This window comes from Streptomyces sp. NPDC104367 (assembly GCF_055583825.1).
Genome location: NZ_JBVJND010000018.1, coordinates 57311 through 74797, shown reverse-complemented (window position 1 = coordinate 74797; position 17487 = coordinate 57311). Strand labels below are relative to the sequence as shown.

Sequence of the window (17487 nt, the reverse complement as noted above, 5' to 3'; positions counted from 1 at the left end):
TCACTTCGCCAGGCGTTCCAGGATCTTCGGGCCCAGGTCGGTCACGTCGCCCGCGCCCATGGTGAGAACCAGATCACCGGGCCCGGACATTCCCGCGACCACGGCGGGGACCTCGTCCTTGTCGTGCCCGGCGGTGACGTCGGCGCCCGCGGCCCGCGCCGCCTCGATGATCAGCTCGCTGGTGATGCCGGGGATCGGGTCCTCGCGGGCCGGGTAGATGTCGAGGACGACGGAGGCGTCGGCGAGGGCCAGCGCGTCGCCCATCTCCTTGCCCAGCTCCTGGGTGCGGGAGAACAGGTGCGGCTGGAAGACGACGAGGATGCGGCGGTCGCCGGCGGCGCCGCGCATCGCCTCCAGGTCGGCGGTCATCTCGGTCGGGTGGTGGGCGTAGGAGTCGATCACCTGGACGCCGGCCTCCTCGCCCTTGAGCTGGAGGCGGCGCTTCACACCGGTGTACGCGGCCAGGGCGGGTGCGAGTTCGGCGGCCGGGACCCCGAGGGCCACGCCCGCGGCGAGCGCGGCGACGGCGTTGTGCGCGTAGTGGCGTCCGGGGACGGAGACGGCGAAGGTCAGCTCGGTGCCGTCCAGCAGGACGGTGACCTCGCTCCTCAGGCCCTGCGGTACGACGGAGAGCACCCGTACGTCGGCGTCCGCGGCCTCGCCGTACGTCACCGTGCGCACCTGGCCGGCGACCCGCCGGGTGAGCTCGCGGGCGCCCTCGTGGTCGGCGTTGATCACCAGGGCGCCGCCGGGCACGATCCGGCCCGCGAAGGCCTCGAAGGACTCGTGGATCTCGTCCATCGAGGCGTAGTTGGCGTGGTGGTCCAGCTCCACGTTGAGGACGATGGCGACCTCGGGCGCGTACTTGTGGAAGCTGCGGTCCGACTCGTCCGCCTCGGCGACGAAGATCTCGCCCTCGCCGTGCAGGGCGTTGGAGCCGGGCGCGTCCAGGTCGCCGCCGATGGCGTACGACGGCTCGCGGCCCAGCTCGGTCAGCGACACGGCCAGCATCGAGGTGGTCGTGGTCTTGCCGTGGGTGCCCGCGACCGCGATCGGCCGCAGGCCGTCCATCAGCGCGGCCAGCGCGTCCGCGCGGTGCACCACCGGGATGCCCAGCTCGGCCGCGCGGGCCAGCTCGGGGTTGTCCTGGCGGATCGCCGAGGAGACCACGACACAGCTGGCGTCGTCGGCCAGGTGTCCGGCCGCGTGCCCGATGTGCACGGTGACACCGAGCGCCCGCAGCGCCTCGGCGGTGCCGGACTCCTTGGCGTCGCTGCCGGCCACCGCGGCCCCGCGCTGGGCGAGGATCTTGGCGATCCCCGACATCCCGGCGCCGCCGATGCCGATGAAGTGCGGTCGGTCCATGGCGGCAGGAAGGCCGGGTGCCATGTGGTTCTCCCCAGAGACGGTGCGGGTGCGAAAGCGTGCCTAGCCTATGCGCTCGGCCACCGGACACCTCGCAAGGGGCGGGGGCGTCGGCGCCCCTGGAGGAGCGCGGGCATCAGCGTCCCTCCAGGGGCGCGGGGAACTGCGCGATCAGCCAGGACGCACCCGCGGCCGCGGGTGCACCCGCACGCACCGCACAGCTCCCTTCGCCCCTTCGCCCCTTCGCCCCTTCGCCCCCTACCCCTCCCTACGCCTTGCTGTGCGAGAACAGCTTCAGCACCGGCACGCCCACCTTGTGGCGTGCCCGCGAGGCCCAGTCGCGGTGGAAGAACTCCTCCACGTAGTGCGGATCGGTCAGCACGATCACCTCGTCCGCACCGGTCTCCTCGACCAGCGTCTTCAGCGCGTCCAGCGGGTGGTCCTCGACCATCCGCCCCTCAGCCGTGCTGCCCGCGGCCCGCAGGGCCGTGAGGGACACGGCCAGCGCCTGCTCGGCCGGGCCCTTCGCCGCCTCGCCCTCCGGTGTCTCCCGTTCCCGGGCCGCTTCGTCCAGTTCGCCGAGCGCGATGTCGTCGATGGCCCGCAGCAGGCGGTCCGCCTGGTCGCCGCGTGGCTGCATCAGCACGTGGAACGAGACCTGCTCGTCGCCGTGCAAGGTGGTGACGAACTCCACGTCGGCGGACGTCAGGGCCTTCTCGATCATCAGAACGCTTGTGAACACCAGGCGCCTCTTCTCCTGAGAGGGCCTTTCGGACCCTCTGTCCTCCGTGGGGGCCGGCACCCCTGCGGAAACCATCCTGCCCCGTGCTCGCACGGGTTCTGCCGCACTTAGTGTGCCCGCAGGAAGCTAAACGGAACGGTAGATTCCGCCGTTTTCAGGAGCGGCGGTACCGACTGAACAGGAATCCGGAATCCTCCAGCAGGGACACTAGTTCGAAACGCCGGGGTACGGCGACTCCTGGTCCCCCCGAGATCCGCTGCGCGCCGCCCGCCGTGAGCATCGGCGAGAGCGTCAGGCACAGCTCGTCGAGGACGCCCGCCGCGATGAACTGCCCAAGCAGCCGGGGGCCGCCCTCGGTGAGCAGCCGGGTGTGGCCGAGGCCGGCCAGGGCGCGCACCGCGCGGGCCGGGTCGACGCCCGCGCCGTCCCCGGCGGCCACCACCCGGGCACCGGCCTTCTCGGCGGCGGCGACGCGGTCCGGCGCGGCGGCCGCGCCGGTGAGGACCAGGGTGGGCACGAGCGGCGAGGTGTACAGCGGCAGCGAGAAGTCCAGGTCCAGGCTTGCGCTGACGACGGCCACGGCCGGCGCCGGGCCCTGCCCCGCCGCCGCCCGGCCGGCCGCGAACTCGGCACGCGCGCGGGCGGGCCGGTACCCCTCCTGCCGTACCGTTTCCGCACCCACCACGACGACATCCGCGAGCGCGCGCAGGGTGCCGAAGACCCGCATGTCGGTGTCGCTGGAGATGGGCTGCGAGCGCCCGTCGTGCTGGGCGGCCCCGTCGAGCGTGGAGACCATGTTGGCCCGCAGCCAGGGGCCCGGCCCGGCGGGATAGGCGTAGGCGCGGGCCAGCTCGGCGAGCCCCCACTCCCTGTCCGCCGTCTCCCCGCCCCCCGCTGCGGAGGTCCGGGCTGCTGTCTCTTCGGTCACAGGGAACAGGCGTCGCATGCGGTGCAGTGTGGCACGGCAACTAGCATGGGTAACCGTGTCGTCTTCTCCCGCCGCATCCGAGGTCAGCCCCATAGCCGACGCGGCCCCCCTGTCCCTGTGCGCCCGCTCGCCGCACGTCCCCGCGGACCGGCTGGTCGCCGAGATGGTGCCACCGCCCCGCTTCGACTCGGTCCGCTTCGCCACGTACATCCCGGACCCCGGACAGCCGAGCCAGACCGAGGCCGTACGGGTCCTGGAGGGCTTCGCCGGCGGTCTCGGCGGGGCGCACGCGGCCGGCGGCGGCAGGCGCGGCTTCTTCGGCCTCGGCCGGGCCAGGGCGCCCAAGACCCCGGCGGGACCCCGCGGTGTCTACCTCGACGGCGGCTACGGCGTCGGCAAGACCCATCTGCTCGCCTCCCTCTGGCACGCCACCCCGGCCGAGCCCGCGCTGAAGGCGTTCGGCACCTTCGTGGAGCTGACCAACCTGGTCGGCGCCCTCGGCTTCCAGCAGACCGTGCGGACCCTCTCCGGCCACCGGCTGCTGTGCATCGACGAGTTCGAGCTGGACGACCCCGGGGACACGGTCCTGGTGTCCAGCCTGCTCAGCCGGCTGGTCGAGGCCGGTGTGGCGCTCGCCGCCACCTCCAACACGCTGCCGGGCAAGCTGGGCGAGGGCCGGTTCGCGGCCGCCGACTTCCTGCGCGAGATCCAGGGCCTGTCCGCCCACTTCCGCACCCAGCGCATCGACGGCGAGGACTACCGCCACCGCGGTCTGCCCGAGGCGCCGGCGCCGTACTCCGAGGAGCAGGTGACCAGGGCGGCGTACGCCACGCCGGGCACCTCGCTGGACGGCTTCCCGCAGCTCCTGGACCACCTGGCCAAGGTGCACCCCAGCCGGTACGGCGCGCTGACCGACGACCTGCGGGCCGTGTGCCTGACGGACGTGCAACCGGTGCCGGACCAGTCGACGGCGCTGCGGCTGGTGGTCCTCGCGGACCGGCTCTACGACCGCGAGGTCCCCGTCCTGGCCTCCGGGCTGCCCTTCGACCGGCTGTTCAGCGAGGAGATGCTCGACGGCGGGTACCGGAAGAAGTACTTCCGGGCGATATCGCGGCTCACCGCCCTCGCCAGGGACGCCAAGGGGCTCGTGACCCCCTAGGTCAAGGGCTCGATCAGGCCACACCACCGACGCTTTTCACGCTCTCTTCGGCGCGCAACACGGAGTTAACCCTGCAAACAACTTTGCAGGGTTAACGTGTTTCTTGACCAACCATTGACTTGCGTTTGGTGCGCACGAGAGGCGCGAACTGCCGTTAGGGGGGCTCATGTTCCGAGGTGCGACGGCCCGGACCGTGCTTTCGCTCCTGGCCGTCGTCCTGCTCGCCGTGCAGTTCTTCGCTCCTTCGGCAACCTTCGCAAGCGCGCACACCCTCAGTCATGTCGAGGCCAAAGCCCAGCCCGGATCCACACCCCCGGTGAAGGCCGTGCGCGACGGCTCGCACACACTGCGCGACGACGGCCTCTGCGGCGAGCCCCCCAGTGCGCCGCAGACCGCGGACCGCCACCGCACCGCCACCGCCGGCTGGGCGGACGACCGTCCGCTCCCCGCCCGGCGCCCCCAGGCCATACGCGCCTCCGTCGCTCCCGACGCCCGGCTCCGGCACCCGTCGAGAACATCGAGAGCCCACTCCCCGGCCGCGCTCCAGGTCTTCCGCTGCTGAGGGACGGGTTCCGTCTCGGCTCACCCCCCACAACCGTCGTGCAAGCCCGACGCGCCCTTCCGGCGCGCCAGGAGGAGTCCACACGTCATGCAGCCCCTCATCGACAACGCCCGTACGTTCGGACAGCGCCCTGAGGAGTTCGCCGGACTGGCCGCCGGCCAGTCCCCGCAGGTGCTGTTCATCACCTGCTCCGACTCCCGGGTCGTCCCGGCCCTGATCACGGGCGCCCGTCCCGGCGAGCTCTTCGAGCTGCGCACCGCGGGCAACATCGTCCCGCCGTACGCCTCGGCCCACCCCACCAGCGAGGCGGCCACCATCGAATACGCCGTCGAGGTGCTCGGTGTCCGCGACATCGTCGTCTGCGGGCACTCGCACTGCGGAGCCGTCGGCGCGCTGGTGCGCGGCGACGACCTGACCGCCGTCCCCGCCGTACGGGACTGGCTGGCCAGCGCCGAGCCGCGCCCGACCGGGGCGGCCGAGGACCCGGCCGTCGCCGAGGGCGTGCAGAGCCATGTGCTCGCCCAGCTGCTGCGGCTGCGTTCCTACCCGTTCGTCGACCGGAAGCTGGCGCGGGGCGAACTGACCCTGCGCGGCTGGTACTACGAGGTCCACACCGGTGCCGTGCGCGAACACCGCGCCGACACCGACGCGTTCGAGACCCTGTGAGCGTCGCGATGACCAAGTTCCCCCACCTCGGGTTCCCTTACATACGGCAGGACTTCGCCGCCTCCCTCGTCGTCTTCCTGGTCGCGCTCCCGCTGTGCGTGGGCGTGGCCGTGGCCTCCGGTGTCCCGGCCGAACTCGGCCTGGTCACCGGCATCGTGGGCGGTCTCGTCACCGGGATGCTGCGCGGCAGCAGCCTTCAGGTGTCGGGGCCGGCCGCCGGCCTGACCGTGCTCGTCTTCGAGGCGGTGCGCGAGTTCGGGCTGCCCGTGCTCGGTGTGATCGTGCTCGTCACCGGCGTGCTCCAGATCGCCATGGGCGCCCTGCGGCTCGGGCGCTGGTTCCGGGCCATCTCCGTCTCGGTCGTCGAGGGCATGCTGGCCGGCATCGGCCTGGTGCTGATCGCCGGCCAGCTCTACCCGGCGCTCGCCGCCAAGGCCCCCGACTCCGGCCCGGGCAAGATAGCCGGGCTGCCCGGGGCGTTCCTGGACGCCCTCGGGAACGGCAGGGCGCTCGCCTCGCTGGCCCTCGGCGCGGGCACCGTCGCCGTCCTCGTGCTGTGGAAGCACGTCCCGAAGAAGGTGCGCACGCTCCCCGGCCCGCTGGCCGCCGTCGGACTCGCCACCCTGGCCGCGCTCCTGCTGGGCCTCCCGGTCGCCACCGTCGAGGTGCACGGACTGCTGGGTTCCGTCCAGCCGCCGCCGCTGAGCGCCTTCGGCGAGCTGGCGAGCCCGGGGGTGATCGGCACGATCGTCGCGTTCACGCTGATCGCGTCGGCGGAGTCGCTGTTCAGCGCGGCGGCCGTGGACCGGCTGCACCACGGCCCGCGCACCGAGTACAACCGGGAGCTGATCGCGCAGGGCGCGGGCAACGCGCTCTGCGGGGTGCTCGGGGCGCTGCCGATGACCGCGGTGATCGTGCGCAGCGCGGCCAACGTCCAGGCCGGCGCCCGGACGAAGGCCTCCCGGGTCATGCACGGCCTCTGGCTGCTGCTGTTCGCGGCGCTGCTGCCGGGCGCCCTCGCCCACATCCCGATCCCGGCGCTGGCCGGCGTGCTGGTCTACTCGGGCGCCAAGCTGATCCCCCTGCGCCCGCTGGCCGCGCTCTGGCGCGAACACCGGGGCGAGGCGTTGATCCTGGTGGTCACGGCGGTGTCGATCGTCGCGGTCAGCATGTTCGAGGGGGTGCTCATCGGGCTCGCCCTGTCGATCGTCAAGACCGCCTGGGAGGCCTCGCACCTCAAGCTGGAGGTCTTCGACAAGGGCGCCGGCCCGATCGACGCCCAGCTGTCGGGCAACGCGACCTTCCTGCGGCTGCCCAGGATCCTGGACAGCCTGGAGGCGCTGCCGCACGACCGTCCGATCCGGCTGGACCTGTCGGGGCTGCACCACCTGGACCACGCCTGCCGGACCGCGCTGGAGAACTGGGCCGAGCGGCACAGCGACGCCGGCACCGAACCGGTGCGGCTCACGGCCGCCTGAGCGGTCGGGCCGCGGCACTTCCGGCCCGGGCTCGGGCCGGAAGTGCCGCGGTCCGCCGTCGAGACCGGCCGCGGCGCCGACGGGACCGGCCGCGCGGTTCCCCGCGCCCCTTCGAGCGCACCACTCGGAGCGCACCACTCAGAGCGCGGCCGTCCGGAGCGGCGGCCGCTCCCGGGCCGGGACGCCGACGCCCCTCGGCGTCCCGGCCCGGACCCGTACCCGTACCCCTTGCCCGCCCCCTGTGCCCACCCCGTGCCCGGTGGCCGTGGCCCCGAGCCACCTGCCGGGCATATCGTTGCAGCATCAGACATACCGGACCTCTCACCCTGGAGGTCGTGATGGCTCAGGAGCTGCTGGTCGCGGTGGTGACCGCGCTGTGCGCCGGCGCGCTCTGCCTGGCCGCCGCCGCACGGGTCGTCAAACAGTACGAACAAGGCGTGCTGTTCCGGCTCGGCCGTGTGTCGGGAAAGGTGCGACAGCCCGGCCTCGCCCTGGTGATCCCGCTCGTGGACCGGCTGTACAAGGTCAACCTTCAGATCGTGACGCTGCCGGTCCCCGCCCAGGAGGGCATCACCCGGGACAACGTCACCGTGCGCGTGGACGCGGTCGTCTACTTCCGGGTGGTCGACGCGGTGAGCGCGCTGGTCAAGGTCGAGGACTACAAGTTCGCCGTCTCGCAGATGGCCCAGACCTCGCTGCGGTCCATCATCGGCAAGAGCGACCTGGACGACCTGCTCTCCAACCGCGAGAAGCTCAACCAGGGCCTGGAGCTGATGATCGACAGCCCGGCCGTGGGCTGGGGCGTGCAGGTGGACCGGGTCGAGATCAAGGACGTCTCGCTGCCGGACACCATGAAGCGCTCGATGGCCCGGCAGGCCGAGGCCGACCGGGAGCGCCGGGCCCGGATCATCAACGCCGACGCCGAGCTCCAGGCCTCGAAGAAGCTGGCCGAGGCGGCCCAGCAGATGGCGAGCACGCCGTCCGCCCTGCAACTGCGGCTGCTCCAGACGATCGTGGCGGTGGCGGCCGAGAAGAACTCCACCCTGGTGCTGCCCTTCCCGGTGGAACTGCTGCGGTTCCTGGAACGGGCCCAACAGCCGGCGGTGCCGAACGGCAGGGCGACGCTCGGCCTCACCGAACCGGGCGGGCCGCCGCCCGGGTGACCCCGGCGCCGCGCCCTCCATGAAAATCGGACATTCCACCCTACGTTCGTATGGTGATCCGATCAGCACGCCGTCTTGCCGGTACGACCGCCGTCTGCGCCCTGGCCGCCGCGCTCGCCGCCTGCGGCAGCGCCCAGACACCCCAGGCCGGACACCCGGCCCCCGCGAAGTCCTCGCCCACACCCTCCGCCACCGCCACCAGGCCGCCCACCCTCGCCCAGGGCTCCGACGGCGCGGCCGCCGTCTTCATGCACGGTCCTCGCAACCTGGGCAAGACCGTCGCCCTGACCTTCGACGCCGACATGACCGCCGACCAGGGGCCGCGTGCCGCCTCGGGCGAGCACTTCGACAACCCGGCGCTGATCGCGACCCTGCGCAGGCTGAAGGTGCCGGCCACCGTCTTCATGACCGGCCGCTGGGCCGACGAGTACCCGGACCAGGCCCGCTCCCTCGGCCACGACCCGCAGTTCGACGTGGCCAACCACTCCTACAGCCACTACGCGTTCACCGGCGACTGCTACGGCCTGCCCACCGTCCCGGCCGACAGGATGAAGTCGGAGGTGACCCGCGCCTACACCGCGCTGCTGCGCGCCGGGGTGCCGCACCCGATGCCGTACTTCCGCTTCCCCGGCGGCTGTTACGACCAGCAGGCGCTGCGCGCGGTCGGCTCGCTCGGGGTCACCGCGGTGCAGTGGGACGTGGTGAGCGGGGACGCGTTCGCGACGGACGCCGACGCCGTGACCCAGCAGGTGCTGGACGGGGTCAAGCCCGGTTCCGTGGTCGTCATGCACTGCACCCGCAGCGCCGCGCCGACCACCGAGGAGGTCGTGCGCACCGTCGTACCGGAGCTGCGTAAGCGCGGCTTCCGCTTCGTCAAGGTCTCCCAGCTGATCGGGGAGACGCCCGGTCACCGCTGACCGTCCCACGCTGGACGCATGAGCGACGCCCCCTGCGCCGAGTGCGTGCTGTGCCGGGAGCCGACCGAGTACCCGGAGTCGTACAAGGGCGTCACGCTGTGTCCGCGGTGCTGGGGGTCCCCCCGCTCGAACGAAGCCGAGAGTGGGGGAGGCCGGAAAGACAGCGGAGCGCGTGTTCAGGGTGAGCGGCGGGCGTTGAGGGCGCAGGCCAGGGTGAAGGCCCCGGCCGCGGCCAGGGCCGCGGCGGCGAACGGCAGCAGGGGCACCGGAACGCGGCCGGACTCCGAGCCGGTGACCAGGCCGGTGACCGCCGCGTGCGCCGGGGAGCCCGAGAGCACCACCGAGAGCAGCGCGGCCAGCAGCATCGCGGGCACCGCACGGCCGTCGGAGCGCAGCAGCGGCCGGTTGGTGAGCGCGCCGACGGCGCTGCCGAGCAGCGCGCAGGCGAGGGTCGCGAGCAGACCGGCGGCTCCGGCCCGCAGGGGCGGGACGGGGAGCCGGTGGTCGTTGGTGGCGTGCCGGCTGATCAGCGTCACGACCAGGGTGGCCGCCGCGCCGAGCAGCGCGGCGGCGAAAAACGCGGTGAGCAGGGCGGCCAGGTGCGCCCTGACCGGGCCGCGGGCCGCGACGACGCAGGCACGGGCGGCGGGCGGCTCGCCCGTGACACAGATCCGCACCAGCCAGGCGGCCACCGGCAGCAGCGCGGCGGCCGCGTAGCCGAGCGAGTCCAGCACCGGCTGGCCGTTCTGCACCCCCACACCCAGGAACACGGCGTAGAGGATCACCGGGGGCAGCCAGCGCTGGGAGCGCAGGAGGAGGGCGGTCTGGTAGCGCAGGAGCGGGATCATGGGCGGGCTCTCTCGTCCGGGGGGACGTCGGTGGGGCTCACGGACACCACGTGCCAGGGCGGGCGGGCCGCGAGCAGGGCGCGCAGCACCACGTCCGAGTGGGACGCGGGAACCGTAAGACGGTACGTGCCGGGGGCGGGTTCCCGGGCCGAGACGGCGGTGCGGGTGGCGTCGGCGGGGAGCCGGCCGCCGGCCGGGCCCTGGACGGTGACGACGGTGTGCGGTCCGGCGGCCGGTGCCGCGGGTCCGGTACGGGGTTCGAGGGCGCCGTCGACGACCCGGTGGGCCGCGTCGACCGCGCCCGCGAGGCGCCGTGGGTCGTGGTCGACGAAGACGACGGCGCCCCCGGCGGCGGTGCGTTCGGCGACGGCCCGCTCCAGTTCCGCGCGGGCGCCGGTGTCCAGGCCGGTCCAGGCCTCGTCGAGGACGAGCAGTTCGGGGTCGGCGAGCAGGGCCTGGGCGACGGCGACCTTCTGGCTGGTGCCCTTGGAGAGCTGGGCCATGGGGGTCGCCGCGTGGGCCGCGGCGCCGAACCGCTCCAGCCAGTCCGCCGCGCGGGCCGTCGCGGTGCGGCGGGAGAGGCCGTGGACGGTGCCGAGGTGGGTGAGGTAGCCGACGGGGGTGAAGGGAAGGGCCGACGGGAAGCGTTCGGGCACGTACGCGGTGCGCGGGCGGCCGGTGATACGGCCCTCGGTGGGGGTGTCCAGACCGGCGACCAGGCGCAGCAGGGTGGATTTTCCGGTGCCGTTGGCCCCTTCCACGCGGGTGAGGGTGCCGGGGGTGATGGTGAGGTCGACGCCTCGTAACACCCAGGGGCCGCGTATGCCGTAACGGCGGCCTACGCGGGCCAGTTCAAGATCACGGTGCATGGGGACATTGTCGTGCGGGACCGGGGTGGTGGGGTGCGCTCGTGTGCGTCCCGGGCCCCTTATAGGTTGGCCGGTGTGAGCGAAGATCCCACGCGCCCCGGCGACAGTCCCTTCCGGCCGGAGCCCACCGAGCGCGACGAGGCACCCCAGTTCGTGCTGCCCCTCGTCGTACGGATAGAGAAGGCGGCTCCGCCCGCCCGCACCGACGCCCTGGAGACGGCCGCGCGGGCCGTGCTGACCCTGCTCGGTGACGAGCGGGCAGTGGGGGACGGGGAATGGGCCCGGGCCGTCCGGAACTGGGAGGACGCCCGGATCCGCAAGGTCGTGCGGCGGGCCCGGGGCGCCGAGTGGCGGCGGGCCGAGGGGCTGCCCGGGATCACCCTGACGGGGAAGAGCGCCGAGGTGCGGGTGTTTCCGCCCGTCCCCCTCGACGGCTGGCCCAAGGACCTGGCGAAGCTCCAGGTGTCCGGGACCGAGCTGGAGGATCCCGAGGCGCCCGGCGACGCCGACCGGACGGGGGCCGTGCTGTGGCTGAACCCGGAGCTGGAGATGTCGGCCGGGAAGACGATGGCGCAGGCCGGGCACGGGGCCCAGCTGGCCTGGTGGGCGCTGTCGCGGGAGGAGCGGGAGGCCTGGCGCGACGCCGGGTTCCCGCTCGCCGTGCGCACCGCCGACCCGGCCGAGTGGCGGCGCCTGACGGAAAGCGGGCTGCCGTTGGTCCGGGACGCCGGGTTCACCGAGATCGCGCCCGGGTCCTGCACGGTCGTCGCCGACCATCCTTCGCTGCGCTGAGCTGCGGTTTTTTACCTTTCCTTGAAAACTTTACCGTTTGTTTGAACGTCGCCTCCGTCACACCCGTACGTCTCGGCACCGAGCCAGAGACACAGGGAGGCAGCCTTGCGGCGTCTTAACGGTACGGCCATGATCCTGGCGGCCCTCGCCGGAACCGTCGGCGCGCTCGTCTACCCCGTGTGGTCCTACGGCGACCGCTCGGGCACCGGGCAGGCGAACGTGGCGGCGGGGACCGTGAACACCGAGTGGGGCCCGCTGACGGCCGCCGACCGCGATCTGATCGTGCGGGTCCGGCTGGCCGGACTGTGGGAGCTGCCGGCCGGGCAGCAGGCCGTTCAGCGGGCGCCGAGCGCGGCCATCAAGGAGGCCGGCGACCATCTGATCGTCGGCCACACCGACCTGGACAGACGGGTGCGGATCGTCGCGGCGCAACTGGGTGTCGAGCTGCCGAACGTGCCCAACGAACAGCAGCAGGGCTGGCTCCAGGAGATGTCGGCGGCGACCGGCGAGGAGTACGAGTACAAGTTCGTCAACCTGCTGCGGGCCGCGCACGGCAAGATCTTCCCGGCGATCGGGACCGTACGGAACACCACCCGCAACAGCCTGGTGCGGCAGCTGGCCTCGGACACCAACCAGACCGTGCTCGACCACATCACGATCCTGGAGAAGACCGGCAAGGTCGACTTCGAGGCCATCGCCAACGAGATCGCCAACTCCACCACGGCCAGCCCGACCGGACCGGCCGTGCCGGCCCCGGGCGTGGTGGTGCCCTCCGCGCCGGCCGCGCAGGCCAGCGGCGACGTGCGCACCACCTCCAGCCCCTCCCCCGGCGCGCCGGGCACGGTGAACACCGCGCGTCCCGACCCGGAGGCGTCCGAGGGCGGCGTGCTCAGCCGGTAGCCGCACAGCTCCCCGGAGCGCGGACCCGAACCTCAAATGTTGCTCTGAAGCGGCAGGCGACGAGGTTCGCGGACGCGCTCCGGGGCCATATCCCTCTCACGTCGTCACGCGCGGCAGAAGGGGGGCGGACCATGGGCTCGGAGCGGCTGGGCACGGGCATCGGCTGGCGGCCGGAGATCGCGGACGCCGTGGAGCGGATGCCGGGCATCGACTGGGTCGAGGTGGTGGCCGAGAACACCTGTCCGGGCCATCTCCCCGAGTCGCTCGGGCGGTTGCGCGAGCGCGGGGTGACGGTCGTCCCGCACGGCGTCTCGCTGGGCCTCGGCGGCGCGGACCGCCCGGACGGGGACCGGCTCGCCGCGCTCGCCGAGCGGGTCGCGGCCCTGGGGTCGCCACTGGTCACCGAGCACATCGCGTTCGTCCGCGCGGGCGGCCCGCGGACGGCCTCACCGGTGCTGGAGGCGGGCCATCTGCTGCCCGTCCCGCGCACCCGGGACGCCCTCGACGTCCTCTGCGAGAACGTCCGCGTCGCCCAGGCCGCGCTGCCGGTGCCGCTCGCCGTGGAGAACATCGCCGCGCTGTTCGCCTGGCCGGGCGAGGAGATGACCGAGGGCCAGTTCCTGTACGACCTCGTGGACCGCACCGGGGTACGGCTGCTGATCGACGTGGCCAACCTGCACACCAACCACGTCAACCGCGGCGAGGACCCGGCGAAGGCGCTCGCCGAACTGCCCGTCGAGGCCATCGCCTACGTCCATGTCGCGGGCGGCTTCGAGCGGGACGGCGTCTGGCACGACAGCCACGCGCACCCGGTGCCCCGCCCGGTCCTGGACATCCTCACCGACCTCGCGTCCCGGATCGCGCCGCCGGGCGTCCTGCTGGAGCGCGACGACAACTTCCCCGAACCGGCCGAGCTGGAGCGGGAACTGACGCGGATCCGGGCGGCGGTGGCGGCGGCGGGGGACGCGCCCGCCGGCCGCGGGTGGACGCCGGCCGCGCGGCCGGCGGGCGAGGCCGAGGTCGCCGACGCCACCCGGCAGCGGGTCGGGCTCGCCCAGACCGCGGTGCTGTCCTCGCTGGTCGCGGGGGCGCCGGTGCCGGAGGGGTTCGACCCGGTGCGGATGGACGTGCAGGCACGGGCGCTCGCGGCGAAGCGGGCGGACGTGGTGGCGAAGGTGGCGCCGGAGCTGCCGCGCATCCTCGGGGACGCGTACCGTCCGGAGTTCCTCGCGTACGCGCACGAGCGGCCGATGACGGGCGGCTACCGGCGGGACGCCCTGGACTTCGCCGGGCAACTGCTGCGCGAGGGACGGCCGCCGGGCAGGACGGCGCACCGCAGACTGCGAGCCTGGTGGCTGGACCGCGCGGGCCCGGCACCGCGCCGCGGGGGCCTGCTGCGCAGAAGGTGACCGGCGCGGAGCGCCCCGCAAGGGGCGCGGGGAACCGCGCGGCCAGCCCCCACCGGCCCGCACGCACCCCCGATCCGCACGCACCCCTCGGCCCCGATCCGCACGCCCCCCAGGGCCCCGGCCCGCACGCACCGTCCCCTCGGCCCAACGCCCTTACGCGGCCTATCGGTAAAATGCCACCTCGCACGGCGAAACCCCACCGTGCGGTGCAGGAGGCATCATGCGCGCGCGACCCCGACCCCCCGTCCAGGGGCGAGGCATATTCAGCGGCACCGGGCTGATCATCACCGGTCTCACGGCGACCCTCGCCGCGCTCGTCTTCCCGATCTGGTCGTACGCCGACCGCGCCGACCCCACCGGCGCGGTGAACGTGCTCAACGCGCAGACCGTGGCGACGGATTACGGCCCGCTGTCCGCAGCGGACCGGGACTTCGTCGTCAAGGTGAGGCTGGCCGGGCTCTGGGAGGTGCCGGCCGGGGAGATGGCGGAGCAGAAGGGCACCACCCAGGCCGTACGGACGGCGGGTCAGCACCTCGTCGACGGACACGCCTCCCTCGACGCCCACGTGCGCAGCGTCGCCACCCAGCTCGGCGTGCCGTTGCCGAACCAGCCGAGCGACCAGCAGCAGCAGTGGCTCGCCACGCTGAACGGCGTGCACGGGCAGGACTTCGACCGGCAGTTCGCGAACATCGTGCGGCTGGCCCACGGCCGGGTCTTCTCCGTCGTCGCCCAGGTCCGCGCCGGCACCCAGAACAGCCTCGTCCGCGACCTCGCCGACGACGCCAACACCACCGTCCTGGACCACATCAAGGTCCTGGAGGCGACGGGGTACGTCGACTTCGCCACGCTGGCGCAGCAGTTGGCGGCCACCCCAGCCGCCGCCCCGTCCCCGCCGGTCGTCGCCCCGCGCGACGCGACCCCGGTCCTGCCCTCGCCGACCCCGTCGCCGGCCTCGACGTACACGCTGCCGCCCGCCGCCACCGGCCCGGCGCCCTCCGGGAGCCCCTGACCCGCGGGGCAAGTGGAACGTCACATACCGACAACACTCGGTCCGGAATGTGAACAGGGCATGGCGGTAGCCAGACCGCCGGCATAGAAACGTGTCATGTTCTGGGTCCTTCTCCTGCTCCTGGCCTGGGCCGTCGCCGGCACCGCCTGCACCCGGCTGTGCCTGGCCGCCGTACGGACGGCGGCCGCCGGCACGGACGCGGGCCGAGGACATGATCTGACGCTGTACGAGGCCGCGTTCCTGTCCGGCGGACCCGCGCGGGTCGCCGATCTGACGCTGGTCTCCATGGCCCGGCAGCAGCGGCTGCTGCTCGCGCACACCGGCTGGGCGACCGTCGTGGACCCGCGCGGGCGGGACGAGATGGAGCGGTCGGTGATCGGGGCCATCGGGCCCGGGGGACAGTCGCGGATAGCGCCCGTGCGGTCGGCCGCGGCCGGCGCGGACGCCGTGCGCAGTCTCGGCGAGGGGCTGGTGCGGGCGGGGCTCGCGGTGCCCGACACCACGGCGCGTACGACGGTGGCGTCCGGCATCCGGCAGGTCCGGGCGGCCGCGCTGGCGGTCCTCGGCCTCGGGGTGGCCGCGCTCACCCTGCCCGCGCCGACCGGGATGCCCCGCGACCTGGTCGCCGTCTGGTTCGCGCTGCCCCTCACCCTGACGCTGAGCTGCCTGGCCATCGCCCGGGTGGAGGTGCACCCGTACTCGCGCTGGGCCTCCCCGGCCGGCCAGCGGCTGCTGGGCGCGCTGCACCGGCGGGCGAACCGCGCGGCCGACGACCAGTCGCTGCTGGCCTCCGTCGCCATGCGCGGGGTCCGGGCGATAGGCGAGCCGGAGCTGCGTGCGGCCTTCGCACACCGGGACCAGCTCCCACGGGAGTGAGCGGGGGCGCATAGGGGGCATTGACGCCGACACCGCCCGGTGGTGCTTGCCTTCGCCGACAACCGGTCGAAATATCCCTTTTATTGCTGCCGTGCAGTCGCTGCGGTGCCGTTGCCGCCACGCCACCGCAGCCGTGCACCGAAGGGATACGCCATGAGAGCCCCCGCCCTGTACTCGGCCGCCGGGTCGCTGATCCTGACCACCCTGGCCGCCGCCCCGGCCGGGAGCGCCACCCGTGTCCCGGACGCGGCGGCGGCCGAACTGCGCGGTACCTCGGTCGCCGCGGAGCGGGCCCGCGCGGAGGGCATCGACTTCGGCGGCTGCCCCACCGACATGGAGGTGCCGGACTCCTTCGAGTGCGGCACGCTGAGCGTCCCGCTGGACTACGCGCACCCGGACGGCAAGCAGATCAGACTGACCGTCAGTCGGGTGCGGGCCACCCACAAGGACCCGCACAACAGCAAGCGCAAGGTGCCCCGGCAGGGCGTGCTGGTCTACAACCCGGGCGGCCCCGGCGCCTCCGGCATGGACTTCCCGATGATCGGCACGCTGCCCGAGTGGAAGCGCATCGCCGCCGCCTACGACCTGGTGGGCTACGCCCCGCGCGGTGTGGACCGTTCGGCACCGCTGTCGTGCGTGGACCCGGGGCACTTCTTCAAGGCGCCCTCCGCGTCGCCGACGCACCCCTCCGCGTCGTACAAGCGGGCGCGGATCAAGGAGGCGAAGGCGTACGCGCAGGGCTGCCTCAAGCGCTCCGGGAGCGTGCTGCGCCACTACACCTCGCTCAACAACGCCCGTGACCTGGACGTGCTGCGCGCCGCGCTGGACGAGGACCGGCTGACGTTCATGGGCGCCTCGTACGGCACCTACTTCGGCGCGCTGTACGCGACCCTGTTCCCCTCGCACGTGCGCCGGATGGTGCTGGACTCGGCGGTGGACCCGGACCCGGCGCAGATCTGGTACCGCGACAACCTGGAGCAGTCGGCCGCGTTCGAGAGCCGCTGGACGGACTTCCGGGAGTGGATCGCCGCGCACGACGACGTGTACGGACTCGGCGACACGGCGGAGAAGGTACAGGCGAGCTACGACCGGGCGAGCAGGCGGCTGGCGAAGAAGGCGGCCGGCGGGAAGGTCGGGCCGGGGCAGTTGCAGGGCGCGTTCCTGTCCGCCGGGTACTACGACGACTACTGGCCGAGCCGCGCGGAGGCGCTCTCGAAGTACCTGAAGGGCGACTCCAAGGCGCTGGTGCGGCTGGCGGCACCGGCCCGGGAGACGGCCGCCGCGGCGGAGAACGGCAGCGCGGTGTACACGGCCGTCGAGTGCAACGACGCGCCCTGGCCCACGGGCTGGCGGACCTGGGACCGGGACAACACCCGGCTCGCGCGGGTCGCGCCGTTCGAGACCTGGGACAACGCGTTCATGAACCTGCCGTGCGCCTACTGGCCGGTGCCCCGGCAGAAGGCCCTGGACGTGCGGACGGGTCCCGGTGAGCTGCCGCCGACGCTGATCCTCCAGGCCGAGCGGGACGCGGCGACGCCGTACTCGGGCGCGCTGGAGATGAACCGGCGGCTGGCCGGTTCGGTGCTGGTGACCGAGCGGGACGCGGGCACGCACGGCATCGGCGGCGGGCCCAACAAGTGCGTCAACGGCTACCTGGAGGCCTACCTGCTGGAGGGCCGGCTCCCGGGCCGGCGCGCGTCCTGCGCGGGGCGTCCGGAGCCGAAGCCGGCGGCGCCGGCCGGCGCGTCCGCGCACAAGGGTGTGCGGGACTCCCTGAAGGGCAAGGCCGACCAGCGCTGACGGG

General features: G+C 73.6%; 17 protein-coding genes. 12 read left to right on the top strand and 5 right to left on the bottom strand.

Annotated features, from left to right (window positions below):
- The 3 genes from murC to ACZ619_RS26055 all read right to left on the bottom strand — a co-directional run bounded on the left by murC (position 1) and on the right by ACZ619_RS26055 (position 3053).
- On the bottom strand, positions 1-1389 hold the full coding sequence (gene murC / locus ACZ619_RS26065) for a UDP-N-acetylmuramate--L-alanine ligase (RefSeq protein ID WP_469603443.1): 1389 nt from the start codon (positions 1387-1389) through the stop codon (positions 1-3).
- A gap of 244 nt (positions 1390-1633) precedes the next feature.
- Positions 1634-2107 (bottom strand): indole-3-glycerol phosphate synthase, encoded by a 474-nt coding sequence (locus ACZ619_RS26060; protein WP_469603441.1) that lies wholly within the window; start codon positions 2105-2107, stop codon positions 1634-1636.
- 154 nt (positions 2108-2261) lie between these two features.
- Positions 2262-3053, bottom strand: a complete 792-nt coding sequence (locus tag ACZ619_RS26055; protein WP_469603438.1) for a pyrimidine reductase family protein — start codon at positions 3051-3053, stop codon at positions 2262-2264.
- A gap of 37 nt (positions 3054-3090) precedes the next feature.
- Here ACZ619_RS26055 and zapE point away from each other — a divergent pair, with 37 nt between their 5' ends.
- The 6 genes from zapE (at position 3091) to ACZ619_RS26025 (ending at position 8980) form a co-directional block, all read left to right on the top strand.
- Positions 3091-4194: a cell division protein ZapE gene (gene zapE / locus ACZ619_RS26050; RefSeq protein ID WP_469603437.1), complete on the top strand. Its 1104-nt coding sequence runs from the start codon at positions 3091-3093 to the stop codon at positions 4192-4194.
- Between the two features lie 193 nt (positions 4195-4387).
- Positions 4388-4756 (top strand): hypothetical protein, encoded by a 369-nt coding sequence (locus tag ACZ619_RS26045; protein WP_469603434.1) that lies wholly within the window; start codon positions 4388-4390, stop codon positions 4754-4756.
- 87 nt (positions 4757-4843) lie between these two features.
- Positions 4844-5422 (top strand): carbonic anhydrase, encoded by a 579-nt coding sequence (locus ACZ619_RS26040; protein WP_469603432.1) that lies wholly within the window; start codon positions 4844-4846, stop codon positions 5420-5422.
- A gap of 8 nt (positions 5423-5430) precedes the next feature.
- Positions 5431-6900 (top strand): SulP family inorganic anion transporter, encoded by a 1470-nt coding sequence (locus tag ACZ619_RS26035; protein WP_469603430.1) that lies wholly within the window; start codon positions 5431-5433, stop codon positions 6898-6900.
- Between the two features lie 338 nt (positions 6901-7238).
- Positions 7239-8063 (top strand): slipin family protein, encoded by an 825-nt coding sequence (locus ACZ619_RS26030; RefSeq protein WP_469603428.1) that lies wholly within the window; start codon positions 7239-7241, stop codon positions 8061-8063.
- A gap of 53 nt (positions 8064-8116) precedes the next feature.
- Positions 8117-8980, top strand: a complete 864-nt coding sequence (locus tag ACZ619_RS26025; protein WP_469603724.1) for a polysaccharide deacetylase family protein — start codon at positions 8117-8119, stop codon at positions 8978-8980.
- A 176-nt stretch (positions 8981-9156) separates the two neighbouring features.
- Here the strand turns inward: ACZ619_RS26025 and ACZ619_RS26020 are convergent, their stop codons facing one another.
- Together ACZ619_RS26020 and ACZ619_RS26015 are read right to left on the bottom strand one after the other, a co-directional pair.
- A complete protein-coding gene (locus ACZ619_RS26020; protein ID WP_469603426.1) occupies positions 9157-9828 on the bottom strand; it encodes an ABC transporter in 672 nt (223 codons plus the stop codon).
- A complete protein-coding gene (locus ACZ619_RS26015) occupies positions 9825-10697 on the bottom strand; it encodes an ABC transporter ATP-binding protein (protein WP_469603424.1) in 873 nt (290 codons plus the stop codon). Before ACZ619_RS26015 ends, ACZ619_RS26020 begins: the two co-directional genes overlap by 4 nt.
- A gap of 75 nt (positions 10698-10772) precedes the next feature.
- Between ACZ619_RS26015 and ACZ619_RS26010 the strand changes: the two genes are divergently transcribed.
- The 6 genes from ACZ619_RS26010 to ACZ619_RS25985 all read left to right on the top strand — a co-directional run bounded on the left by ACZ619_RS26010 (position 10773) and on the right by ACZ619_RS25985 (position 17483).
- On the top strand, positions 10773-11489 hold the full coding sequence (locus ACZ619_RS26010; RefSeq protein WP_469603421.1) for an aminoacyl-tRNA hydrolase: 717 nt from the start codon (positions 10773-10775) through the stop codon (positions 11487-11489).
- Positions 11490-11594: 105 nt separating this feature from the next.
- On the top strand, positions 11595-12389 hold the full coding sequence (locus ACZ619_RS26005; RefSeq protein WP_469603418.1) for a DUF4142 domain-containing protein: 795 nt from the start codon (positions 11595-11597) through the stop codon (positions 12387-12389).
- 131 nt (positions 12390-12520) lie between these two features.
- Positions 12521-13798, top strand: a complete 1278-nt coding sequence (locus tag ACZ619_RS26000) for an MbnB/TglH/ChrH family RiPP precursor modification enzyme (RefSeq protein ID WP_469603416.1) — start codon at positions 12521-12523, stop codon at positions 13796-13798.
- Between the two features lie 220 nt (positions 13799-14018).
- Positions 14019-14807 (top strand): DUF4142 domain-containing protein, encoded by a 789-nt coding sequence (locus ACZ619_RS25995; protein ID WP_469603413.1) that lies wholly within the window; start codon positions 14019-14021, stop codon positions 14805-14807.
- 96 nt (positions 14808-14903) lie between these two features.
- Entirely contained in the window at positions 14904-15683 is a 780-nt protein-coding gene (locus ACZ619_RS25990) for a TIGR04222 domain-containing membrane protein (protein ID WP_469603411.1), read from the top strand.
- 153 nt (positions 15684-15836) lie between these two features.
- Positions 15837-17483: an alpha/beta hydrolase gene (locus ACZ619_RS25985; protein WP_469603408.1), complete on the top strand. Its 1647-nt coding sequence runs from the start codon at positions 15837-15839 to the stop codon at positions 17481-17483.
- The last annotated feature ends 4 nt before the right edge of the window (positions 17484-17487 follow it).